Origin of the sequence: Mesorhizobium sp. B4-1-3 (genome assembly GCF_006439355.1) — a bacterium.
GTDB lineage: Bacteria > Pseudomonadota > Alphaproteobacteria > Rhizobiales > Rhizobiaceae > Mesorhizobium.
On the sequence record NZ_VFTG01000009.1, the window covers coordinates 1 to 23,570 of the forward strand.

At 65.4% G+C, this 23,570-nt stretch carries 22 protein-coding genes; 14 read left to right on the forward strand and 8 right to left on the reverse strand.

Features of this window, described 5'->3' with window-relative positions:
* Positions 1–908, reverse strand: a 908-nt coding sequence (locus FJW06_RS13760) for an aldo/keto reductase (protein ID WP_140752513.1), incomplete at its 3' end; no start/stop codon positions are given.
* A 36-nt stretch (positions 909–944) separates the two neighbouring features.
* The gene (locus FJW06_RS13765) at positions 945–2,132 is read right to left on the reverse strand and encodes an MFS transporter (RefSeq protein WP_140752515.1); all 1,188 of its coding nucleotides are present in this window, start codon (positions 2,130–2,132) and stop codon (positions 945–947) included.
* Between the two features lie 179 nt (positions 2,133–2,311).
* On the opposite strand from FJW06_RS13765, the gene FJW06_RS13770 reads away from it, so the two are divergent.
* Positions 2,312–3,217 (forward strand): LysR family transcriptional regulator, encoded by a 906-nt coding sequence (locus FJW06_RS13770; RefSeq protein WP_140752517.1) that lies wholly within the window; start codon positions 2,312–2,314, stop codon positions 3,215–3,217.
* Positions 3,218–3,268: 51 nt separating this feature from the next.
* On the opposite strand, the gene FJW06_RS13775 is transcribed toward FJW06_RS13770, so the two are convergent.
* From FJW06_RS13775 to FJW06_RS13790, 4 genes are all read right to left on the reverse strand, one after another.
* On the reverse strand, positions 3,269–4,318 hold the full coding sequence (locus FJW06_RS13775; protein ID WP_140752519.1) for an aldo/keto reductase: 1,050 nt from the start codon (positions 4,316–4,318) through the stop codon (positions 3,269–3,271).
* A 123-nt stretch (positions 4,319–4,441) separates the two neighbouring features.
* The gene (locus FJW06_RS13780) at positions 4,442–4,843 is read right to left on the reverse strand and encodes a type II toxin-antitoxin system VapC family toxin (RefSeq protein ID WP_140752521.1); all 402 of its coding nucleotides are present in this window, start codon (positions 4,841–4,843) and stop codon (positions 4,442–4,444) included.
* The gene (locus FJW06_RS13785) at positions 4,843–5,097 is read right to left on the reverse strand and encodes a type II toxin-antitoxin system Phd/YefM family antitoxin (RefSeq protein WP_140752524.1); all 255 of its coding nucleotides are present in this window, start codon (positions 5,095–5,097) and stop codon (positions 4,843–4,845) included. Before FJW06_RS13785 ends, FJW06_RS13780 begins: the two co-directional genes overlap by 1 nt.
* An 86-nt stretch (positions 5,098–5,183) precedes the next feature.
* Entirely contained in the window at positions 5,184–5,846 is a 663-nt protein-coding gene (locus FJW06_RS13790) for a YggS family pyridoxal phosphate-dependent enzyme (protein WP_140752526.1), read from the reverse strand.
* A 291-nt stretch (positions 5,847–6,137) separates the two neighbouring features.
* On the opposite strand from FJW06_RS13790, the gene leuS reads away from it, so the two are divergent.
* Both leuS and lptE read left to right on the forward strand, forming a co-directional pair.
* A complete protein-coding gene (gene leuS / locus FJW06_RS13795) occupies positions 6,138–8,765 on the forward strand; it encodes a leucine--tRNA ligase (protein ID WP_140752528.1) in 2,628 nt (875 codons plus the stop codon).
* Positions 8,752–9,333, forward strand: coding sequence for an LPS assembly lipoprotein LptE (gene lptE, locus FJW06_RS13800; RefSeq protein WP_140752530.1), 582 nt, complete (start codon positions 8,752–8,754; stop codon positions 9,331–9,333). The genes leuS and lptE overlap by 14 nt, the downstream gene beginning before the upstream one ends.
* 209 nt (positions 9,334–9,542) lie before the next feature.
* Here lptE and fsa read toward each other — a convergent pair whose 3' ends face one another.
* The gene (gene fsa / locus FJW06_RS13805) at positions 9,543–10,199 is read right to left on the reverse strand and encodes a fructose-6-phosphate aldolase (RefSeq protein ID WP_041011097.1); all 657 of its coding nucleotides are present in this window, start codon (positions 10,197–10,199) and stop codon (positions 9,543–9,545) included.
* Positions 10,200–10,289: 90 nt separating this feature from the next.
* On the opposite strand from fsa, the gene FJW06_RS13810 reads away from it, so the two are divergent.
* The 8 genes from FJW06_RS13810 to FJW06_RS13845 all read left to right on the forward strand — a co-directional run bounded on the left by FJW06_RS13810 (position 10,290) and on the right by FJW06_RS13845 (position 19,124).
* Positions 10,290–12,473, forward strand: a complete 2,184-nt coding sequence (locus FJW06_RS13810; protein WP_140752532.1) for a primosomal protein N' — start codon at positions 10,290–10,292, stop codon at positions 12,471–12,473.
* A gap of 32 nt (positions 12,474–12,505) precedes the next feature.
* Positions 12,506–13,201, forward strand: a complete 696-nt coding sequence (locus FJW06_RS13815) for an aspartate/glutamate racemase family protein (RefSeq protein ID WP_140752534.1) — start codon at positions 12,506–12,508, stop codon at positions 13,199–13,201.
* A gap of 110 nt (positions 13,202–13,311) precedes the next feature.
* Positions 13,312–13,707: a DUF4345 family protein gene (locus tag FJW06_RS13820; RefSeq protein ID WP_140752536.1), complete on the forward strand. Its 396-nt coding sequence runs from the start codon at positions 13,312–13,314 to the stop codon at positions 13,705–13,707.
* Positions 13,708–13,954: 247 nt separating this feature from the next.
* Positions 13,955–14,515, forward strand: coding sequence for a F0F1 ATP synthase subunit delta (locus FJW06_RS13825; RefSeq protein ID WP_140752538.1), 561 nt, complete (start codon positions 13,955–13,957; stop codon positions 14,513–14,515).
* Entirely contained in the window at positions 14,515–16,044 is a 1,530-nt protein-coding gene (gene atpA / locus FJW06_RS13830) for a F0F1 ATP synthase subunit alpha (protein ID WP_140752540.1), read from the forward strand. Before FJW06_RS13825 ends, atpA begins: the two co-directional genes overlap by 1 nt.
* 29 nt (positions 16,045–16,073) lie before the next feature.
* Complete coding sequence (locus FJW06_RS13835; protein ID WP_140752542.1) at positions 16,074–16,961, forward strand: F0F1 ATP synthase subunit gamma; 888 nt, start codon at positions 16,074–16,076, stop codon at positions 16,959–16,961.
* Between the two features lie 68 nt (positions 16,962–17,029).
* Positions 17,030–18,607 carry a F0F1 ATP synthase subunit beta gene (gene atpD, locus FJW06_RS13840; RefSeq protein WP_140752544.1) on the forward strand — a complete coding sequence of 526 codons (1,578 nt, stop codon included), beginning with the start codon at positions 17,030–17,032 and terminating at the stop codon, positions 18,605–18,607.
* Positions 18,608–18,716: 109 nt separating this feature from the next.
* The gene (locus FJW06_RS13845) at positions 18,717–19,124 is read left to right on the forward strand and encodes a F0F1 ATP synthase subunit epsilon (RefSeq protein WP_140634255.1); all 408 of its coding nucleotides are present in this window, start codon (positions 18,717–18,719) and stop codon (positions 19,122–19,124) included.
* A 119-nt stretch (positions 19,125–19,243) separates the two neighbouring features.
* Here FJW06_RS13845 and FJW06_RS13850 read toward each other — a convergent pair whose 3' ends face one another.
* Complete coding sequence (locus FJW06_RS13850) at positions 19,244–20,731, reverse strand: mannitol dehydrogenase family protein (protein ID WP_140752546.1); 1,488 nt, start codon at positions 20,729–20,731, stop codon at positions 19,244–19,246.
* Positions 20,732–20,913: 182 nt separating this feature from the next.
* On the opposite strand from FJW06_RS13850, the gene uxaC reads away from it, so the two are divergent.
* From uxaC to FJW06_RS13865, 3 genes are all read left to right on the forward strand, one after another.
* Positions 20,914–22,323, forward strand: a complete 1,410-nt coding sequence (gene uxaC / locus FJW06_RS13855) for a glucuronate isomerase (RefSeq protein WP_181178287.1) — start codon at positions 20,914–20,916, stop codon at positions 22,321–22,323.
* A 61-nt stretch (positions 22,324–22,384) separates the two neighbouring features.
* Positions 22,385–23,152 carry a 2-dehydro-3-deoxy-D-gluconate 5-dehydrogenase KduD gene (gene kduD, locus FJW06_RS13860; RefSeq protein WP_140752550.1) on the forward strand — a complete coding sequence of 256 codons (768 nt, stop codon included), beginning with the start codon at positions 22,385–22,387 and terminating at the stop codon, positions 23,150–23,152.
* A gap of 35 nt (positions 23,153–23,187) precedes the next feature.
* Positions 23,188–23,520 carry a cupin domain-containing protein gene (locus FJW06_RS13865; RefSeq protein WP_140752552.1) on the forward strand — a complete coding sequence of 111 codons (333 nt, stop codon included), beginning with the start codon at positions 23,188–23,190 and terminating at the stop codon, positions 23,518–23,520.
* The last annotated feature ends 50 nt before the right edge of the window (positions 23,521–23,570 follow it).

Sequence of the window (23,570 nt, forward strand, 5' to 3'; positions counted from 1 at the left end):
ACGGCCCCTAAGTTCTGGCGCAGTTGCTCCTCGTTGCGCGCGCCGATGATCACGGATGAGACGGTCGGCCGCTGCAGCAGCCAGTTGATGGCGACCTGCGGCACGGTCTTGCCAGTCTCGGCGGCGACCGCTTCCAGAGCATCGACCACCTTGAAAAGATGCTCGTGCTCGACCGGCGGGCCGAAATCGGCGGTGCCGTGCAGCCGGCTCTTTTCCGGCAAGGGCTGGCCGCGGCGGATCTTGCCGGTCAGCCGGCCCCAGCCGAGCGGGCTCCACACCAGCGCGCCGACGCCCTGGTCGAGGCCGAGCGGCATCAACTCCCACTCATAGTCGCGACCGACCAGCGAATAATAGACCTGATGCGCGACGTAGCGCGGGTAGCCGTGCTTTTCCGCGAGGCCGAGCGACTTCATCACCTGCCAGCCGGAGAAGTTGGAGACGCCGACATAGCGCAGCTTGCCGGAGCGCACGAGGTCACCGAGCGCCGACAGCACCTCCTCGACGGGCGTCGAGGCATCGAAGGCATGGAGCTGAAACAGGTCGATATAATCGGTGCCGAGGCGCTTCAGCGCCGCGTCGACGGAGCGGATCAGGCGCGAGCGCGACGAGCCCCAGTCGGCCGGGCCGTCGCCCATCGGCAGCGACGTCTTGGTCGAGATCAGCACCACGTTGCGGCGGCCCTTGATGGCCTCCCCAAGCACCTCCTCCGAGGCGCCGTTCGAATAGACATCGGCCGTGTCGAACAGATTGACGCCTGCCTCGAGGCAGATGTCGACCAGCCGGCGCGCCTCCTTCGCGTCGCTGTTGCCCCAATGGCCGAAGAGCGGGCCGGAGCCGCCAAAAGTTCCGGCGCCGAAGGAAAGCGCCGGCACTTTCAGGCCGGAAGCGCCGAGAGGTCGATAGTCCATCTTTTTCTCCTGATTGGATGTCGAAGGGGTCAGCGCTCAGCACTGCGCCGTGACCGGCTTGCCGATCGCCCGGCCGCGCTCGAGGCGCAGCGCGATCAGCACGACGCCGAGCGCCGTGAGCGGCACCAGGCCCGCGACCAGGGGTACGGCGCCGAGGCCGGGGCCGTGGTCGATGACGAAGCCGCCGAGCCAGGCGCCGATGGCGTTGCCGAGATTGAAGGCGGCGATGTTGAAGGAGGAGGCCAGGCCCTGGCCGGCGCCCTTGGCCTTCTCCAGCACCCACATCTGCAGCGGCGCGACAGTGGCGAAAGCGGCAGCGCCCAACAGGCCAACGGCGACGATCGCTGCGACCGGCTGGTGGATCGCCGCGGCCATGATGAACAGCACCGCCGACAGGCCTATCAGCGTGCCGACGACCGTCGGCACCAGGTGCCGGTCGGCGAGGCGTCCGCCAAGCAGATTGCCCGCTACCAGCCCGCCGCCGAAGACGAGCAGGATCGGCGATACGGCTCCCTCGGAAAAGCCGGTGACGCGGGTCAGAATCGGCGCCAGATAGGTGAAGGCGGCAAAGACGCCGACCCAGCTCAGCACCGTGGTCAGAAGGCCGAGCAGCACTGCCCGGCGGCCGAGCACGGCGAGCGTGCCTTCGGAGCTTTCCTCCTCGTCCCGCGTCGCCGGCTCGTCGCGGGGCACCAGCAATGCGATCACGGCAAAGGCGATGACGCCGACCAGCGTGACGGCGAGGAAGCTGGAGCGCCAGCCATAAGCCTGGCCGAGCCAGGTGCCGAAGGGTACGCCGAGGATGTTGGCGACGGTGAGGCCAGTGAACATCAGCGCGATGGCTGAGGCCTTCCTGTTGGGCGCGACCAGGCTGGTGGCGACGACGGAGCCGACGCCGAAGAAGGAGGCGTGGGCGAAGGCGGTGAGCACACGCGCCGCCATCAGCGTCCAGTAGTCGGGCGCCAGCGCGCAGGCCAGGTTGCCGACGGTGAAGACCACCATGAGCGCAAGCAGCAGGGTCTTCTTCGCCAGGCGGCCGGTCAAGGCGCCAAGCAGCGGCGCGCCGACGACGACGCCCAGCGCATAGCCGGAAATGAGCAGGCCCGCCGCCGAGATTGAGACGCCGAGATCGGAGCTGACATCGAGCAGCAGGCCCATGATGACGAATTCGGTGACACCGATGCCGAAGGCGCCGGCGGTGAGGGCATAGAGAGCAAGGGGCATGGCAATTGTCCGTCTGGTCCAGGAAAGGACGCTCAGTCCCGCGCCCCAAATCTTTGCTGGCGCATGATCTCCCGAAAACCGGTTTCCACTTTTCAGGATCATGCGCGGAGAAGATCGTGATCGGGCAAGCTGTGAACCAGCCTTGCACCAGGCACATTTTCTGTGAAATAGATTCATGAATGGCGAGGCCCGACATCAACCGCTCCGGTGAGATCGAAGTGTTTATCCGCGTCGTCGAGGCGGGCAGCTTTTCCGCCGCGGCGCGGGCGCTGCGGATGACGCCGTCGGCGGTGAGCAAGCTGATCGCGCGGCTGGAGGCGCGGCTCGGCGCGCGGCTGATCAGCCGCTCGACGCGCAAGCTGCAACTGACGCCGGAAGGCCTGGCCTTCCATGACAGCGGCGCGCGGATCCTCGCCGATCTCGACGCGGCCGAACGGGAAGCCGCGGCGGGCGCGGCGCCGCGCGGCAGGCTGAGGGTCAATTCCTATGTGCCGTTCGGCCAGCACCGCTTGATGGAATTGCTGCCGCGTTTCCTGGAGCGCTATCCCGAGATTTTCGTCGAAGCCGTGCTGACCGACAGTGTCATCGATCTTCTGGAGGAGCGCGCCGATGTCGCCATCCGCGCCGGGCCGCTGCGCGAGTCACGCCTGGTTGCGCGCAAGCTCGGCCAGAGCCGGATGGTGCTGGTCGCGTCGCCTGCCTATCTCGAAGCGCGCGGCACGCCACGCGCATTGTCCGACCTCGTCCGCCACAACATGTTGGCCTTCGGCTTCGCCAGGCATATCGAAGGCTGGCCCTTCGTCGATGCGGCAGGCAAATCGATCATCATGCCGATCGTCGGAAACATGTCGCTGACCGACGGCGAGGCGATGCGGCGAACGACGCTGGCCGGCGCCGGCATAGCGCGGCTGGCGCGCTGGCATGTCGAGCCCGACATCGCCGCGGGGCGTCTCGTGCCGTTGCTCGAGCAATTCAATCCAGGCGACGAGGAGCCGACGCACGCCGTCTATGTCGGCCAGGGCAAGCATCTGCCGGCCCGCGTGCGGGCCTTCCTCGACTTTCTCGCGGAGACCGTCCGTCTCTGAGTGTGGAAAGAGCCGCGCGCCGGTGGCACGCGGCTCACTGCTCGAACGGAATTACGCCTTCGGCACGAACGGTGCCGGACGCCGGCCGGCGCCTTGCCGCTCCAGCATCCAGCCAGGATATTCGGCAGGCAGCGCGCTCACCTCGTCGAGCCTGGCGAGATCGTCGGCGTCGAGCTGCAAGCCGGTGGCGGCGAGGTTCTGCTCGAGCTGGTCCATGCGGCTGGCGCCGATAATGACGCTCATGACGAAGGGTTTTGCCAGCACGTAGCCCAGCGCCACCGTGGCGACGCTGACGCCGTGCTTCTTGGCGACCTCGCGCATGACGGCAACCGCCGCCCAGGCGCGGTCCTCATTGACCGGCGGGAAGTTGAAGGAGGCGCGGCGGCCCTCGCCATTGCCCGGCGCGCCGGGGCCGTATTTGCCGGAAAGCAGCCCGCCCGCCATCGGCGACCAGACCATCAGGCCAAGCTTTTCCTCGTTGATCAAGGGCACGATCTCGCGCTCGAGATCGCGGCCGGCGATCGAGTAGTAGGACTGGACGGTCTCGAAACGGGCAAGGCCCTTGCGCTCCGCAATGCCCAGCGCCTTGGCGATGCGCCAGGCCTGCCAGTTGGAGACGCCCACATAGCGCACCTTGCCGCTGGCGACGAGGTCGTCGAGCGCGCGCAGCGTCTCGTCGATCGGCGTCACCGTGTCGGTGCCGTGCAGCTGATAGAGATCGATATGGTCGAGCTGCAGCCGCTTCAGGCTGCCATCGACCGAATCCATGATGTGGCCGCGCGAGGAGCCGCGATCGTTCGGCCCGTTGCCCATGGCGCCGTGCACCTTGGTGGCGACGATGACGTCCGAGCGTCTGACGCCGAGATCCTTGAGCGATTGTCCCAGCAATTGCTCGGACTGGCCGAAGGAATAGACGTCGGCCGTGTCGAAGAAATTGACGCCGGCGGCGATCGAGCGGCCGACGATCTCGTTGACGCCCTTCTGGTCGAGGCTGGCGATCAGCCCCCATTGGGCGTTCTCGCCGGCGGCGCCGAAGGTCATGGTGCCGAGGCAGAATTCCGAGACGAACAGGCCGGTATTGCCAAGCTGGTTGTAGCGCATGGTGAGCTTTCCCCGAGAGAAGGATTGAATGACACCAGGCAAATAGGAACGGACCGTTTCGTTTCAAGTTCTGACGCAAGGGAGGTGGTCAACTTGACGTGAAGTTGCAATCAGCGGATCTTGTCAAACGTCCCAGGGATCGACGACCGTCACGCCCAGGCCTTCGAAGCCGGCCACGTTTCGAGTGACCAGGATCAGGTCGTGCACAAGAGCGGTCGCCGCAATGAGACTGTCGGCGTTCCCTCGCGTACGTCCCGCCGTGATGCGGCCCCACGCGAGGGCGACCTCTTCCGTGATCGCCAGGATGCGGTCCGCATTGTCTCGCCGCAGTTCCCGCAGCCAGACGTCAAGCCGCGCTGCCCTGTCGGGATCGGCCTTGCGCTGCTTGACGATTCCACGTTCGATCTCACCGATGGTGATCACACTGAGACTGATCGAGGTCGGATCCACCGAAGCCAGCCAAGCCGTTGGTTTCGAGAGCCACCTTTGCACGTCCGAAACCACGTTCGTGTCGAGCAGGTACATCAGAGATCAATATCCCTGATCATCGTATCCGAGCGGCGGGTGATTTCCTTATCAAACTCATCGTCCCAGCCGGGGCCGGTAAGAAGATATTCAGCGAGCGATTTCTTCTTCCCCGCAAGGCGGTCGTAGTCCTCGGCGGAAAGCACGACCGCAGCCCGTTCGCCGCGAAGCGTCACCGTCTGCGGCCCTTCGGTCCGGGCGCGCTGGACCACTTTTGAAAAATTGTTCTTTGCGTCCTGAAGATGCCAGTTCATGCGCAGCTCCTAGCTAGCTTGGCTAGATATAATGCCGCGGCAGCGGGTGATCAATCAGCTCCAGCGAAAAGTAGCGGGTGACGGCGTCACCGGCTGCCGAAGATCGCCGACCCCACCCTGACGCTGGTCGCGCCGAAGGCGATGGCGGTCTCGTAATCGCCGGACATGCCCATCGAAAGTTTCGCGACGCCGGCCTCGCGGGCGAGCTTTTCCAGCAGCGCGAAATGCGGGCCGGGGTTTTCATCGGCCGGCGGTATGCACATCATGCCTTCGATGGCGAGACCGTGAACGTCGCGGCAGCGCTTGACGAAGGCGATCGCCTCGCGCGGCTCGATGCCGGCCTTTTGCGGCTCGGAGCCGGTGTTGACCTGAACGTAAAGTCTTGGCGTCCGGCCCTGCCGGGCCATTTCCTTCGAGAGCTCCGCGGCGATCTTCTCGCGGTCGACAGTCTCGATAACATCGAAAAGCGCGACCGCTTCCTTTGCCTTGTTGGATTGAAGCGGACCGATCAGATGCAGTTCCAGATCGGCAAATGCCGCTTTCAGCGCCGGCCATTTGCCCTGGGCTTCCTGCACACGGTTCTCGCCGAAAACGCGCTGGCCGGCCTCGATCACAGGGCGGATGTCCTCGGCCGTGAAGGTCTTCGACACGGCGACAAGCGTAACGGCGCCGGGCTCGCGCCTTGCCTCGCGCTCGGCGCTCGCGATCTTCGCCTTGACCGCATGAAGCTGCTCTACGGCGTTCGTCATGCCACTATCCTGCCTATAGTTTTCATGGCCGGGCCGGCTCGCCGCAGTTGACGGGTCCGGCAATCCATGGTGAACACCGCGACGACATTGTCTCGGCTGCCGGCCCAGGCCTGTCGATATTCAGGTGATGCCGGCCTGCAAATGCCCGGTTTCCTGCGTTTCTGGTGCTCACGTACCTTAAGTACGCTCCGCTCCGGTTCTCGGAACCCGCCATTTTCGGCTCGGCCCGACCTGAATATCAACACGCCTCAATCCAGCACCGCGCACCTGCTTTTAAGTGAAAAACATCCGATGGCAACTGAACGATACAATCCGCGCACGTCAGAGCCCAAATGGCAGAAGGCCTGGGCCGAAAAGAAGCTGTTCGAGGCCCGCAACGACGACCCGAAGCCGAAATACTACGTGCTCGAAATGTTCCCCTATCCGTCGGGCAAGATCCATATCGGCCACACCCGCAACTACACGATGGGCGACGTGGTGGCGCGCTATAAGCGCGCCAAGGGCTTCAACGTGCTGCATCCGATGGGCTGGGACGCGTTCGGCATGCCTGCCGAAAACGCCGCCATGCAGAACAAGGTCCACCCCAAGGACTGGACCTACGAAAACATCGCGGTCATGCGCGAGCAGCTCAAGATGATGGGCCTGTCGCTCGACTGGGCGCGCGAGTTCGCGACCTGTGACGTCGACTACTACCACCGCCAGCAGATGCTGTTCCTCGATTTCGTCGAGAAGGGCCTGGTGACGCGCAAATCCTCCAAGGTCAACTGGGACCCGGAGGACATGACGGTGCTTGCCAACGAGCAGGTCATCGACGGCCGCGGCTGGCGTTCGGGCGCGCTGGTCGAGCAGCGCGAACTGACGCAGTGGTTCTTCAAGATCACCGACTTCGCGCAGGACCTGCTGGATTCGCTCGACGGACTCGAAGAGTGGCCGGAGAAGGTCAAGCTGATGCAGCATAACTGGATCGGTCGCTCGGAAGGGCTGCTGATACGCTGGCCGCTGGCGAAGCCTGTCGGCGACACACATGAGCTGGAAGTCTATACGACCCGGCCAGACACTATCTTCGGCGCCTCCTTCATGGCGGTCGCCGCCGACCATCCGCTGGCGCGGAAGGCTGCAGAGCAAAATGTCGAGCTGGCGAAGTTCATCGAGGAGGTCCGCCACATGGGCACCTCGGTGGCGGCGCTCGAGACGGCCGAGAAGAAGGGCTTCGACACCGGCATCCGCGTCGTCCATCCGTTCGACGAGAATTGGACGCTGCCGGTCTATGTCGCCAATTTCGTGCTGATGGAATACGGCACCGGCGCCATTTTCGGCTGCCCATCGGGCGATCAGCGCGACCTCGACTTCGCTAACAAATACGGCCTGCCGGTGATCCCGGTGGTGATGCCGGAAGGTGCCGACGCCAAGACCTTCCAGATCACCGAGGAGGCCTATGTCGATGACGGCGTGATGATCAATTCGCGCTTCCTCGACGGCATGAAGCCCGAAAAGGCCTTCAATGAAGTGGCGAAGCTGCTCGAAGCAAAGACGATCGGCGGCCGGCCGATGGCGGAGCGCAAGGTGAATTTCCGCCTGCGCGACTGGGGCATCTCGCGCCAGCGCTACTGGGGCTGCCCGATCCCGATGATCCATTGCGAGGCCTGCGGCGTGGTGCCGGTGCCGAAGGCCGACCTGCCGGTGAAGCTGCCCGACGACATCGAGTTCGACCGCCCGGGCAATCCGCTCGACCGGCATCCGACCTGGCGGCATGTGAAGTGTCCGCAATGCGGCCGCGATGCACGGCGCGAGACCGACACGATGGACACCTTCGTCGATTCGTCCTGGTATTTCGCCCGCTTCACCGCGCCCTGGGCGAACGAGCCGACCGAGCCTAAGGCGGCCGACGAATGGCTGGCGGTCGACCAGTATATCGGCGGCATAGAGCACGCGATCCTGCATCTGCTCTATTCGCGCTTCTTCACTCGCGCCATGCGCGAGACCGGTCACCTCAATCTGGCCGAGCCGTTCAAGGGCCTGTTCACGCAAGGCATGGTCGTGCACGAGACCTACCGTGTCGGGGGCCCATCCAACAACGGACGCTGGCTGTCGCCGAGCGAGGTCAGGCTCGAGGACGCAGGCGGCAAGCGCCGCGCTGTCGAGATCGCCACCGGCGAGGAGGCGACGATCGGCGCGCTGGAGAAGATGTCGAAGTCGAAGAAGAACACGGTGAGCCCGGAAGAGATCACCGACGGCTACGGCGCCGACACGGCGCGCTGGTTCATGCTCTCGGATTCGCCGCCGGAGCGCGACGTCGAATGGACCGACGAGGGTGCGGCCGGCGCGCACCGCTTCGTGCAGCGCATCTGGCGCCTCGTGCAGATCGCGGCCGAGCAGCTGCCCGGTGTGAAACCGGCAGCGGCGAAGGATGGCGAGGCGGGCGCCGTGTCCAAGGCCGCGCACAAGATCCTGAAGGCGGTCGGCGAAGATATCGAGAAGCTCGGCTTCAACCGCGCCATCGCCCGCATCTACGAGCTCGCCAACGCGCTGGCGACGCCGCTCAACGATGTCTCCGAGGGCAAGGCGGACACCGCGCTGAAAAGCGCCTGCCGCGAGGCGGTGGAAATCCTGGTGCACATCATCGCGCCGGTCATGCCGCATCTGGCGGAGGAATGCTGGGAAGCGCTGGGCGGTACGGAGATGATCGCCGAGCGGCCGTGGCCGGTCTACGATCCGGCGCTGGTCGTCGACAACGAGATCGTGCTGCCGGTGCAGGTCAACGGCAAGAAGCGCGGGGATTTGACAATTGCCCGCGACGCGGATCAAGGTGCCGTCGAAAAAGCGGTGCTGGCTCTCGACTTCGTGCAAAAGGCACTGGAAGGTAAAGCTCCGCGCAAGGTGATCATCGTCCCGCAGAGGATCGTCAATGTCGTTGCCTGATCCGGTGAAGTCACAAGCGCCCCGCCTGCGCGGCCGCCTTGCGGTCTGCGGCATGGCCGCCGCGCTTGCGTTGGTCTCGGCGTGCACGGTCAGGCCTCTCTATTCCAACCAGCCGCTGTCGCCCGGGTCGCAACTCAGCGCCTCCGCCGAGCTGGCCTCCATCTCGATCAAGCCGGTCAAGACCCGCTACGCGCAGCAGGTGCGCAACAATCTGATCTTCGCCTTCGGGCAGGGCTCGGGCGAACCGGCCTCGCCGGCCTACACACTCGATCTCGGCGTCACCGAGCTGGTCGAATCGGCGGCTATCGTGCAGGTGCAGACCCAGGAAGACGAGCCGACGGCGGGCACGGTCACGCTGAGCGCCAACTATGTGCTGAGAGACACCGCGACCAACACGGTGATTGCCGTCGGCAAGCGCTCGATCCCCTCATCCTTCGACCGGCCGCGCCAGGAATTCGCGGCCTATCGCGCACAGATCGACGCCGAGAACCGCGCCGCCCGCGAACTGGCCGACCTGCTGCGGCTGTCGATCGCGCAGGATCTGGCCAAGCACGGCAAGAAAGCCTGAGGCATGTCGATATTCAGGTGAGGCCGGCCTGCAAATGCCGGTTTCCTGCGCTTCCGGTGCTCACGTACTTTAAGTACGCTCCGCTCCGGTTCTCGCAAACCGTCATTTTCAGCTCGCCCTGACCTGAATCTCAACACGCCTCCGCGCGCCGCTTGAGCCTACAGAAAAGGCCGGTCGCCCGGCCTTTTTGGTTTCACGCGGGCTCGACCTCAGCCGATTTTCTGGCCGGTCTTGGCCCAGTCGGCGAGGAAGGCGGCGAGGCCCTTGTCGGTCAGCGGGTGATTGACCAGCGCCTTCAGCGTCGCCGGCGGCGCGGTGACGATATCGGCGCCGATCAGCGCGGCCTGCTTGACGTGATTCACCGTGCGCACCGAAGCGGTCAGGATCTCGGTCTTGAAATCGTAATTGTCGTAGATGGTGCGGATTTCCGAGATCAGCTCCATGCCGTCTGAGCCGGTATCGTCGATGCGGCCGACAAAGGGCGAGATGAAGGAGGCGCCGGCCTTAGCGGCGAGCAGCGCCTGGTTGGCCGAGAAGCAGAGCGTGACGTTGACCATGCGGTTCATCTCGGTGCGGATGGTCTTGCAGGCCTTGAGGCCGTCCAGCGTCAGCGGCACCTTGATGGCCACGTTCGGCGCGATCTTGGCCAGCACCTTGGCCTCGGCCATCATGTCCTTGTATTCGGTCGCCACGACTTCGGCCGAAACCGGGCCTTCGACGATGTCGCAGATCTGCTTGGTGACCTCGGAAATCTTGCCGCCCGATTTCAGGATCAGCGACGGGTTGGTGGTGACGCCGTCGAGAAGCCCCAGGTCGTGCAGCTCCTTAATTTCCTTGATGTCAGCGGTGTCGACGAAAAACTTCATGGCTGTCTCCTTGGGGATCGCCCGGCGACTGCCAGGCACGTAAGAGGGTCCCCTTTGATCTAGAGCAAAGTCGAGGCAAGGTCACGCCTGATGATGGAAGATTCGCCCTTCGTCGCAGCCGCGCCCGTGCTGGTGCCGATGCCCGCCGAACGGCCCTACACCTACGCCGTGCCGCCCGGCATGCGCGTGGTGCCGGGCTCGATCGTGCGCGTGCCGCTCGGGCCCCGGCAGGTGGCTGGCATCGTCTGGGACGGCGCGGTCGAGGCGGTCGATGCGAAGAAATTGCGGCCGATCGAGGAGGTGTTCGACTGCCCGCCGATCGACCGGGACATGCGCCGCTTCGTCGACTGGATCGCGCAATACACGCTCTCTGCCCCGGGCATGGTGGCGCGCATGCTGCTAAGAGCGCCGGAGGCATTCGACCCCGAGCCGTGGATCGAAGGGCTTCAGCGCACGCTGGCCGAACCCGACCGACTGACCGATGCGCGGCGGCGGGTGCTCGAAACCGCGAAGGGCGGGCTGGCCTGGACTCGTTCGGGCCTTGCACATGCGGCGGGCGTGTCCTCGACCGTCATCGACGGATTGCGGGCCCAGGGCGTGTTCGAGACGGTAATGATCCCGCCGCGGCCGGTGGTGGCAGCGCCCGACCCCTCTCACGCCGTGCCGGAATTGATGCCGGACCAGAAAGCGGCGGCGGACAAGCTGCGCGCCGCTGTCGCCGCCGATACCTTCAACGTGACGCTGCTCGACGGCGTCACCGGCTCAGGCAAGACGGAAGTCTATTTCGAGGCGGTGGCGGCGGCGCTCGACAAGGACAGGCAGGTGCTGATCCTGTTGCCGGAAATCGCGCTCACGCATGCTTTCCTCGAACGCTTCCAGGACCGGTTCGGCGCCAAGCCGGCGGAGTGGCATTCCGACCTGCCGCCCCGGATGCGCGAACGCGTCTGGCGACAGGTGGCCGAAGGCGGCGTGCGCGTCGTCGCCGGCGCGCGCTCGGCGCTGTTCCTGCCGTTCAAGGAACTTGGCCTGATCGTCGTCGACGAGGAGCACGATCCCGCCTACAAGCAGGAAGACCGCGTCTTCTACAACGCCCGCGACATGGCGGTGGTGCGCGGCCATATCGGCGGCTTTCCCGTCGTGCTCGCCTCGGCGACGCCCTCGGTGGAAAGCCGGGTCAACGCCAGCCAGGGCCGCTACGACCGGGCCGTGCTGTCGTCGCGCTTCGCGGAAGCAGCACTTCCCGACCTGAAGTCGATCGACATGCGGCGCTCGCCGCCGGCGCGCGGCGGCTTCCTGTCGCCGGTGCTCTTGGAACAGATGCAGCGCACGCTGGAGAGAAAAGAGCAGTCGCTGCTCTTCCTCAACCGGCGCGGCTATGCGCCGCTGACGCTCTGCCGGGTCTGCGGCCACCGCTTCGGCTGCCCGGTCTGCTCGGCCTGGCTGGTCGAGCACCGTTTTCGCGGCCAGCTCGTCTGCCATCATTGCGGCCACAACGAGCGGCGGCCTGAGGCCTGCCCGGAATGCGGCACGCTCGACCATCTGGTGGCCTGCGGCCCAGGCGTCGAGCGAATCGCCGAGGAAGTGGTCGCCCATTTCCCGGATGCCCGCACCATCGTGCTTTCCTCGGACCTCCTGGGCGGCGTGCGCCGGCTGCGGCTGGAGCTGGAGGCCGTCGCCAATGGCGAGGCCGACATCGTCATCGGCACGCAGCTCGTCGCCAAGGGGCACAATTTTCCCGGCATGACGCTGGTCGGCGTGGTCGACGCCGACCTTGGCCTCGCCAACGGCGACCCGCGCGCCGCCGAGCGCACGTTCCAGCTGCTCAGCCAGGTGACGGGCCGCGCCGGCCGCACAGGCAAGAAGAGCCTCGGCCTGTTGCAGACCTACCAGCCCGACCATCCCGTGATGCGGGCAATCGTCTCCGGCGATTCGGAAGCGTTTTACGAGCGCGAGATCGCCGAGCGCGAGCGAGCGGCCCTGCCGCCGTTCGGCCGGCTCGCCGGCATCATCGTGAGTGCTGCAACACGAGCTGAAGCCGAAAGCCATGCGCGCGGCTTGCGGCGCGCGGCGCCGCAGGCCTCCGATCTCTTCGTGCTCGGGCCGGCCGAGGCGCCGCTGTCGTTGATCGGCGGTCGTCACCGCTTCCGCCTGCTCATCCAGGGTGAGCGGCGCGCCGACATGCAGGGCTTCATCCGCACCATGCTGGCGAATGGGCCGAAGCTGCGCGGCTCGGTTCGGGTGCAGGTCGACATCGACCCGCAGAGCTTCCTATAAGCGCGAGAGACAGTCCCAACGGAGTGGGCGCTATGAAAACCCTCGGCCTGATCGGCGGCATGAGCTGGGAATCGACCGCGATCTATTATCGCTTTCTCAACGAGATCGTGCGCGAGCGGCTGGGCGGGCTGCATTCGGCGAAGCTGTTGTTGTGGTCGTTCGATTTCGCCGAGATCGCCGAACGGCAGCATGCGGGCGATTGGGAAGGCGCCGGCGTCCTTCTGGTGGCAGCCGCACGCAAGCTGGAGGCCGGCGGCGCCCAGGGCCTGGTGGTCTGCACCAACACGATGCACAAGCTCGCCGACGCGGTGCAGGCGACGATATCGATCCCGCTCATCCACATCGCCGACGCAACCGGGCAGGCCGTCGCCGCCACGGGCATGAAGCGGCCCGCGCTGCTCGCGACGCGCTTCACCATGGAGCAGGATTTCTACAAGGGCCGGCTTGCCGACAAATACGACCTCCAGCCGGTGGTGCCGGACCAGGCCGGCCGCGACATGGTGCACAAGGTGATCTATGACGAGCTCTGCCAGGGCATCGTCAGGTCCGAATCGAAATCCGCCTATCTCGACGAGGTCGGCCGGATGCGGCGCGACGACGGGGTGGACGGAGTCATCATGGGCTGCACCGAGATCACCATGCTGATCGGCCAGGGCGATTTCGACATTCCGGTCTTCGACACGACGCGCATCCATGCCGAGGCCGCGGTCGACTTCGCGCTCGCGTGACGCTGGCCCTCTGATGCGTCTTTTCTAATGTTCCTGCCGCCATCTGGCGTGCCCATTTTCCTCCGCTAGAATGCCGGCATTTTCAGAACAAGACTTTACGAGGGGATAAGATGGACTTCGCGTTTCCATGGCCCGCAAGCCAGGGCGAATGGCTGGCCTGGTCGAGCGCCGTCGTGACGCTGGCTCTCGGCCTGTTCCTATTCCTGGCGCCGGGGCTCGCGTTTCGCTTGCTGCGCCTGCAGCCGAGGCCGGAGAAGGCGGCGGCGATCGCCGAGGGACGCGGGCGGATGTCGGGCTTCTACCTCGGCGTCAGCCTGTGCTGCATTCTCTTGGCGCAGCCGCTGCTCTACATGGCGCTGGGCTTCTCTTGGCTGTTCACCGCCTTCGGCCGGCTCCTGTCGATGATGTCGGACGGCGCCAACACCCCTTTCAACTGGATTTCGATCGTGGTTGAATTGGCGCTGGCGGCGCTGCCGCTGGCCTTTGCTTTCGGCTTGGTGCCGTGAATCTGCGACCAATCCGGGGCTTGAGCTTGGCCTTATCCCGGTGATGCGACAAAAGTGCCTGAAAACCATGCCGGACGATGCATTGCGGTCTTAAAAAGCCTGTGCTAGACGGCAATCGACTTTCGACCGGGGATAGCGGAAGCCGCGCCTCCGTGCTTGGAAAAATCGCAGTAAGGTCAAAGATTTAGCCAGAGTTTTCGCTCGCGCCAACAATCTGCGGCCTGTCAGACAAGAGAAAAGACGGTCCGTGGCCCAATCGTCATCGCCAATCTCAGCTGTCGCAGAGCGCTATGCCGGCTCGTTGTTCGAGCTCGCGCTGCAGGACAATTCGGTCGCCCGGGTCGAGGCGGACCTCGCCAGCTTCGAGGCGATGCTCAACGGCAGCGACGATCTTGCGCGGCTGATCAACAGCCCGGTGTTTTCCAGCGAGGACCAGGCCAGGGCCATCGCCGCCATCGCCGACAAGGCCAACATCACCGGCCTGGTGGGCAATTTCCTGCGCGTCGTGGCCAAGAACCGCCGCCTGTTCGCAGTGCCCGGCATGATCAAGGCGTTCCGCCAGATTGCCGCCGACCATCGCGGCGAGGCATCCGCCGAGGTCACTTCGGCGCATGCGCTGACGGCCGAGCAGCAGACTGAACTCAAGGCGACGCTGAAGAGCATCGCCGGCAAGGATGTGGCCATCGCCATGACCGTCGATCCATCGCTGCTCGGCGGCCTGATCGTCAAGATGGGCTCGCGCCAGATCGATACGTCGCTCAAAACCAAACTCAATTCGCTCAAGCTTGCACTGAAAGAGGTCGGCTGATGGACATCCGCGCCGCGGAAATTTCCGCAATTCTGAAAGACCAGATCAAGAATTTCGGCAAGGAGGCCGAGGTCTCCGAAGTAGGCCAGGTTCTGTCCGTCGGTGACGGCATCGCCCGCGTCTACGGCCTCGACAATGTCCAGGCCGGCGAGATGGTCGAATTCCCGGGCGGCATCCGCGGCATGGCGCTGAACCTCGAAGCCGACAATGTCGGCGTCGTCATCTTCGGCAACGACCGCGACATCAAGGAAGGCGACACCGTCAAGCGCACCGGCGCCATCGTCGACGCGCCTGTCGGCATGGGCCTGCTCGGCCGCGTCGTCGACGCGCTGGGCAACCCGATCGACGGCAAGGGCCCGATCAAGGCGACCGAACGCAAGCGTGTCGACGTCAAGGCGCCCGGCATCATCCCGCGCAAGTCGGTGCATGAGCCGATGTCGACCGGACTGAAGGCCATCGACGCGCTGATCCCGGTCGGCCGCGGCCAGCGCGAGCTGGTCATCGGCGACCGCCAGACCGGCAAGACCGCCATCATCCTCGACACGATGCTGAACCAGAAGTCGGTGCACGACAACGGCCCCGAGAAGGAAAAGCTCTACTGCGTCTACGTCGCCGTCGGCCAGAAGCGCTCGACCGTCGCGCAGTTCGTCAAGGTGCTGGAAGAGCGCGGCGCGCTCGAATATTCGATCATCGTCGCCGCCACCGCGTCCGATCCGGCGCCGATGCAGTTCCTGGCGCCGTTCACCGCCTGCACCATGGGCGAATATTTCCGTGACAACGGCATGCATGCGCTGATCAGCTACGACGATCTGTCGAAGCAGGCCGTCGCCTACCGCCAGATGTCGCTCCTGCTGCGCCGCCCGCCGGGCCGCGAAGCCTATCCGGGCGACGTCTTCTACCTGCATTCGCGCCTGCTCGAGCGCGCCGCCAAGCTCAACGACGACAACGGCAACGGGTCGCTGACCGCGCTGCCGATCATCGAGACGCAGGCCAACGACGTGTCGGCCTACATCCCGACCAACGTGATCTCGATCACCGACGGCCAGATCTTCCTCGAAACCAACCTGTTCTTCCAGGGCATCCGCCCGGCGGTGAACGTCGGCCTGTCGGTGTCGCGCGTCGGCTCCTCGGCGCAGATCAAGGCGATGAAGCAGGTCGCCGGCTCGATCAAGGGCGAGCTCGCGCAGTACCGCGAAATGGCTGCCTTCGCGCAGTTCGGCTCCGACCTCGACGCGGCAACGCAGCGTCTGCTCAATCGCGGTTCGCGCCTGACGGAGCTGCTCAAGCAGCCGCAATTCTCGCCGCTCAAGGTCGAGGAGCAGGTCGCGGTGATCTTCGCCGGCGTCAACGGCTATCTCGACAAGCTGCCGCTGAACCAGGTCGGCAAGTTCGAGCATGGCCTGCTCAGCCACATGCGCTCGGCCGGCAAGGACGTGCTCGATGCTATCCGCAAGGAGAAGGCGCTATCGGACGATTTGCGCGCCAAGCTCAAGGCCGAGATCGACGCCTTCGCCAAGACCTTCGCTTGAACGAAGCTGGACGGGATCAGGTTTGAAGCATGGCTTCGTTAAAAGACCTTCGTAACCGTATCGCCTCCGTCAAGGCGACGCAGAAGATCACCAAGGCGATGCAGATGGTCGCCGCGGCGAAGCTGCGTCGCGCGCAGGAAGCGGCGGAAGCAGCCAGACCCTATTCCGAGCGCATGGGCGCGGTTCTGGCCAACATCACCCAGGCGATCGGCGGTGGCGGCGATGCCCCGGCGCTGATGACGGGCACTGGCCGGGACGATGTGCATCTGCTCATCGTCTGCACGGCCGAGCGCGGCCTGTGCGGCGGCTTCAATTCGCAGATCGCGCGTCTCGCCCGCGACCACATCCGCCGGCTGCTGGCCGACGGCAAGCAGGTGAAGATCATCTGCGTCGGCAAGAAGGGTTATGACATCCTGCGCCGCGACTATGCTTCGATGATCCTCGAGCGCGTCGACCTCCGCGAAGTGAAAACGCTGGGCTTCGTCAATGCCGATGCGATCGCGCGCAAGGTCATCCACCTCTTCAACGAGGGCGGCTTCGACATCTGCACGCTGTTCTATTCGCAGTTCAAGTCGGTGATCAGCCAGATTCCGACGGCGCAGCAGATCATTCCGGCGGGGGCCGCCGGGTCGACCGCTCCCGAGGCGACCAACGGCGGCAATGCCGTCTACGAGTACGAGCCGGAGCCGGGCGAGATCCTCTCCGACCTGATTCCGCGCAACATCGCGGTGCAGATCTTCCGCGCGCTGCTTGAAAACGCGGCCGGCGAGATGGGCGCCAAGATGAGCGCGATGGACAATGCGACGCGCAATGCCGGCGACATGATCAACAAGCTGTCGATCACCTACAACCGCCAGCGGCAGGCGCAGATCACCAAGGAACTGATCGAGATCATTTCGGGCGCCGAGGCGCTCTAGGCACGCGCGGGCGGGGTCCGAGACCTCGCAGCGGCGTGAACAACGGATAGACGAAAAGGGCAAAGACGATGGCGAAAGCAGCTACCCCGAAGACCGCGGCCAAGGAGGCACCGGCCCCGAAGGCGGCAAAGGCCCCGGCAGCAGCCGCGAAGGCCGCCGCTCCGGCGAAGAAGGCGGCCGCTCCGGCCAACGCCGCGGCTTCCGCGGCCAGCGTTGCGGCCAAGCGCGTCGGCGCTGCCGGCAAGGTCCGCCAGGTCATCGGCGCCGTCGTCGACGTGCAGTTCGAAGATCATCTGCCGGCCATTCTGAACGCGCTGGAAACCGACAATGTCGGCAATCGCCTCGTGCTCGAGGTCGCCCAGCATCTCGGCGAGAACACCGTGCGCTGCATCGCCATGGATTCGACCGAAGGCCTGGTCCGCGGCCAGGATGTCTTTGACACCGGCGCGCCGATCTCGGTTCCGGTGGGTCCTGGCATGCTCGGCCGCATCATCAACGTCATCGGCGAGCCGGTCGACGAGGCAGGCCCGGTCGACGCCGTCGAGCTGCGCGCCATCCATCAGCCAGCCCCGGCCTATGTCGACCAGTCGACGGAAGCGCAGATCCTGGTCACCGGCATCAAGGTTCTCGACCTGCTCGCACCTTACGCCCGCGGCGGCAAGATCGGCCTGTTCGGCGGCGCCGGCGTCGGCAAGACCGTGCTGATCCAGGAACTGATCAACAACGTCGCCAAGGCTCACGGCGGCTTCTCGGTGTTCGCCGGCGTCGGCGAGCGCACCCGCGAAGGCAACGACCTCTATCACGAGTTCATCGAATCGGGCGTCAACAAGAAGGGCGGCGGCCAGGGCTCGAAGGCAGCGCTCGTGTACGGCCAGATGAACGAGCCGCCGGGCGCCCGCGCCCGCGTCGGCCTGACCGGCCTCACCGTCGCCGAATATTTCCGCGACCAGGGCCAGGACGTGCTGTTCTTCGTCGACAACATCTTCCGCTTCACGCAGGCGGGCTCGGAAGTGTCGGCGCTGCTCGGCCGCATTCCGTCGGCCGTGGGTTACCAGCCGACGCTCGCCACCGACATGGGCGCGCTGCAAGAGCGCATCACGACGACGACCAAGGGCTCGATCACCTCGGTGCAGGCGATCTACGTTCCGGCCGACGACTTGACCGATCCGGCGCCGGCGACCTCCTTCGCCCACCTCGACGCCACGACCGTGCTCAACCGCGCGATCTCTGAAAAGGGCATCTACCCGGCCGTCGATCCGCTGGACTCGACCTCTCGCATGCTCGACCCGATGGTCGTCGGCGAGGAGCACTACCAGGTCGCCCGCCAGGTGCAGTCGATCCTTCAGCGCTACAAGTCGCTGCAGGACATCATCGCCATCCTTGGCATGGACGAGCTGTCGGAAGAGGACAAGCAGACGGTTGCCCGCGCTCGCAAGATCGAGCGCTTCCTGTCGCAGCCGTTCTTCGTCGCCGAAGTGTTCACCGGCTCGCCGGGCAAGCTGGTCGACCTCGCCGACACCATCAAGGGCTTCAAGGGCCTTTGCGCCGGCGACTACGACCACCTGCCGGAAGCCGCCTTCTACATGGTCGGCGGCATCGACGAGGCGGTCGAGAAGGCCCAGCGCCTGGCGGCTGAAGCGGCATAAGAAAGCGAATAGGGAGTAGTGAGTAGTGAGTAGTGAGTAGCGGTGTGATTCGGGCGGTTGCGTCCCTTCACTACTGACTACTCACTATTCCCTACCCGCTAAATTGAACATGGCTGAAGCTTTCAAATTCGAACTGGTCTCGCCGGAAAAGCTGCTGGTTTCCGAGCAGGTCGAATCGGTCGTTATCCCGGGCGCCGAAGGCGAGATGACGGTGATGGCGCAGCACGCGCCGGTCATGACGACCATCAAGCCCGGCGTCGTCACGATAAAGACCGCGGGCGGCAAGGAAGAGCGCTTCGTCGTGTTCGGCGGTTTCGCCGACATCCTGCCTTCCGGCTGCACGTTGCTTGCCGAATCGGCGACGCATGTGAACGATATCGATCGCGCCGATCTGGCTCGCCGTATCCAGGAGGCCAAGGAAGATGCCGCCGACGCCAAGGACGACGAGAGCCGCAGTAAGGCGGAGCAGTTCCTCAGCCAGCTCACCACGCTGGAAGGCGCGCTGCTGCCAGCCTGATCGTTGTTGCGAACACAAGGTTGAAAAAGCGGGGCTTGCCCCGCTTTTTTGTTTTGCCGTTTGCGAGACAGTTTCGCGCTGCAGGGGGCGCAATCCCTGGCGGGTAGGCGGGCGAGCTGTTACTCAGCCAATCTGGGTGGCTCGTTGCCGATGCCGAGCGCGGCAAAGGCCAGCTTCGGACCACCTTGCTTGAAATGGACCAGATGCGTGGCGACAAACCCGATCAGCCTCTGGCGCTCCGTGTGGCCTATGGCGAAGCCGGCGAGGTCGAACACGGCCTCGGCTGTTGTCGCCGTCGGCAGATTGCGGCCGAACAGGTCGGCGAGGGCGGCATCGAGCGGATCGGCGAAATGGCCTTGCGGCAAGTTCCCGCCGCGCGCGGCGCATGCCGCGATCCAGGCGGCGACAACCAGCGACAGATGTTCCGGCAGCAGGCCTGTCTCCAGCCGGGCAAGCGCGGAAGCGACGATACGCTGCGGCAGCTTCTGGCTGCCGTCATTGGCGATCTGCGCGGTGCGGTGGGCGAGCGCGGTGTTGGAAAAGCGTTGGGCGAGTTCGGCCGTGTAGGGGAACGGGTCGAGCCCGGCATCCTGCGGCAGCGTTGGAATGGCCTCGGCCCAAAGCCGATCGACGAACTGCCTTATTGCCGGATCGGCGAAGGCGCGGTCGACGGTGGCATGGCCGCTTAGCAGGCCGAGATAGGCGATGCCGGAATGCGCGCCATTGAGCAGCCTGAGCTTCATGTCCTCGAAGGGGCCGACATCCTCGACCATGGTGACGCCGAATTTCTCCCAGGCCGGCCGGCCAGCCGGGAAACGGTCTTCGATCACCCATTGCCGGAACGGCTCAGTCATCACCGGCCAGGCGTCATCAAGGCCAAGCTCGTCGGCGATGCGCGCCCGGTCGGCATCGGTGGTCGCCGGCACGATCCGGTCGACCATGGAAGACGGGAAGGCGACTTCATTGGCGACGTGGCGCGCGAGATCGGCATCGCGCAGCTTCGCGAATTCGATCAGCAGCCGGTGCAGCGTGGCGCCGTTTGCCGGCAAGTTGTCGCAGCAGAGCACGGTGAAAGAGGGCGTGCCGGCAATGCTGCGGCGCGCCAGCGCTTCGGCGAGAAAGCCATGCGCCGTCTTCGGCGATCCGGGGTTGGCCAGGTCGTGGACGATGTCGGGATGCGCGCTGTCGAGCGTGCCGTCGGCGGCCCTCAGATAAGCCTTCTCGGTGATGGTGAGCGTGACGATGCGGGTACGCGGATCGGTCAGCGCGGCGAGCACCGCGCCGGGGTCCTCCGGAGCGACGAGCAAGGACTGGATCGAGCCGATGACCTGCAGCTGTTCGCCGGCGCTGTCCCGGATTGCCAGCGTGTAGAGCCCATCCTGCGGCTCAAGCGCGTCGCGCGTGTCCGGGCTGCGCAGCGAGACACCGACAATGCCCCAATCGCTTTCGCCGTCCGCCAGGCAGGCGTCGACATAGGCCGCCTGATGGGCGCGGTGAAAAGCGCCGACGCCAAGATGGACGATGCCGGGCGTGACGGCGCGGCGGTCATAGCGCGGGATGGCGGCCGGCACATTCGCAATCGTCAGGTTCGACAGGCACTTCTTCATCGGATGTGAAGTCTCCAATCGCTTGCGGCCAGGCCGCCAAGGATGACGGCAAGATGGGATGGCGGCGTAGCACTCGTCACCGCCGCCGACAATGGCCGCGGGGCAGGCGAGGGCGCAGCTTTTCGTGTGTTGACAGCATTTCTCCCGGATCCTACCGGTGGGTCGCCGGAGGAGGGATCGACGTGGCCGCATTGACCGATCCGGATCTGCTGTTTGCCGCCGAGGGGCGCCTGCTTTCGCTCGCGCGCGCCCTCTACGCCGGCGTGAAAGACCGGCCCATCGTCAGCCCGCATGGTCATACCGACCCGCGCTGGTATGCGCTCAACGAGCCGTTTCCTGATCCCGCGCAGCTGCTGATCGTGCCGGACCACTACATTTTCCGCATGCTGCTCAGCCATGGCGTGCGGCTGGAGGAACTCGGCGTCGCGACGCTCGATGGCGCGCCGGTCGAGACCGACGGCCGGACGATCTGGCGACGCTTCGCCGAGCATTACTTTCTCTTCCGCGGCACGCCGACGCGGCTCTGGCTCGACCATGTGTTCGAGCATCAGTTCGGCATCGAGGAGCCGCTCACCGCGGCCAGCGCCGACCGCACCTACGATACGATCGCAACGCTGCTGCAACGCGACGACTATCGCCCGCGCGCGCTGTTCGAGCGGTTCAACATCGAGGTGATCGCCACCACCGAGGGCGCGCTCGACGACCTCAAATGGCACCGGGCGATCCGCGACAGCGGCTGGAGCGGCCGCGTCGTCACCGCCTACCGGCCGGACGCCGTGGTCGATCCCGATTTCGAGGGGTTTGCCTCCAATCTCGATCGGCTCGGCGAAATCACCGGATGCGACACCGCCAGCTGGGCCGGCTATCTCGAGGCGCACCGAAAGCGGCGCGCCTATTTCAAGGAATTCGGCGCCACTTCGTCCGATCACGGCCATCCAACCGCCGAGACCGCCAATCTCTCCGATGCGGCGGCTGAGGAGCTGTTCAACCGCATCCGCCGTGGCTCGGAGGACGGCCGCGAGCGAAAACTGTTCCGCGCCCAGATGCTGACCGAAATGGCCAAGATGAGCCGTGACGATGGCCTTGTGATGCAGATCCATCCTGGATCATGGCGCAATCATTCGCCTTCCGTTTTCCAGAAGTTCGGGCGCGACAAGGGGTTCGACATCCCGACCCGCACCGATTATGTGACGGCGCTGAAGCCGCTGCTCGACTGCGTCGGGCTGGAACGCGACCTCACGGTCATCCTGTTCACGCTCGACGAGTCGAGCTATGCGCGCGAGCTGGCGCCGCTTGCCGGCGTCTATCCGGCGCTGAAGCTCGGACCGGCCTGGTGGTTCCACGACAGCCCGGAAGGCATGCGCCGCTTCCGCGAGATGACCACGGAAACGGCCGGCTTCTACAACACAGTCGGCTTCAACGACGACACGCGCGCCTTCCCCTCGATCCCGGCGCGCCATGACGTCGCGCGCCGCGTCGACTGCGCCTTCCTGGCGCGCCTCGTCGCCGAGCGTCGACTGCGGGAGGACGAGGCGCATGAGCTGGCCGGGGAGTTGGCCTATATACTTGCCAAGAAATCGTATCGTCTGTGAAGACGCGGCGCCACGGAACGACCGGTCCTTCGATTGGCGGCAAGCGAAAGGCATGACGAGCTTGAGCGATCTTTCCGCCTTCAGCCTCACGGGCAAGCGCATCCTGGTCACCGGCGCCAACACAGGCATCGGGCAAGGCATCGCCGTGTCGGTCGCGCGGGCCGGCGGCCTGGTCGTCGGCGTCGGCCGTTCGGCGATGGACGACACCGCAGGGAAAGTCGCGGCCGCGGGCGGCAGCTTCGAAGCGGTGAAGACCGACCTTGGCGACCCTGCCGAGGCAGCAGCCATGCTCGACCGGGTCTGGGGCGAGAGCGGCCCGCTCGACGGCCTCGTCAACAATGCCGGCATCATCCGGCGCGCCGATGCGGTCGACCTCAGCGAAGCTGATTGGGACGAGGTGATGGACGTCAATCTGAAGGCCGTGTTCCGGCTCTGCCAGGGTTTCGCAAGGCGCGTGCTGGCGGAGCCCGGACGGCGCGGCAAGATCGTCAACATCGCCTCGGTGCTGAGTTTCCAGGGCGGCATCCGCGTCGCTTCCTACACGGCCTCGAAGCACGGCGTGCTCGGCCTCACAAGGCTGCTCGCCTGCGAATGGGCGGCGAAAGGCATCAACGTCAACGGCATCGCGCCGGGCTATGTCGAGACCAACAACACCGAGGCCTTGCGCGCCGACCCGGACCGCAGCGCCGCCATCCTCGGACGCATCCCGGCGGCGCGCTGGGGACGGGCCGACGATATCGGCGACGCAGCCGTGTTCCTGCTGGCACGGGCGTCGGACTATATTCACGGCGCGACGGTGCCGGTCGATGGCGGCTGGCTGGCGCGGTGACCGTTTTCCCGCCAATTTCGAACGGACGTTGAACGATGACCGAAATCTTTTCCCATGCGGGCAAAAAAGCCTGGGAGCCGACGGCAGACGGCAGCAAGCGGCGCGTGCTGGTGCACACCGATGAACTGATGATGGTCGAGTTCGCCTTCGAGAAAGGCGGCGTTGGGGCGCTGCATTCGCATCCGCACGTCCAGGCAAGCTACGTCGCCGAGGGACGCTTCGAGGTCACCGTCGACGGCCGATCGGAGATCCTCGAAACAGGAAGCAGCTTCATCGTGCCGTCCAATCTCGTGCACGGCGTCAAGGCGCTGGAGGCCGGCCGCCTGGTCGACAGCTTCGCGCCTTGCCGGGCCGATTTCCTGGGCTGAGTACCAAAAGGAAAACCCGCGCCGTCGGGCGCGGGTTTGTTGCCTGGGCG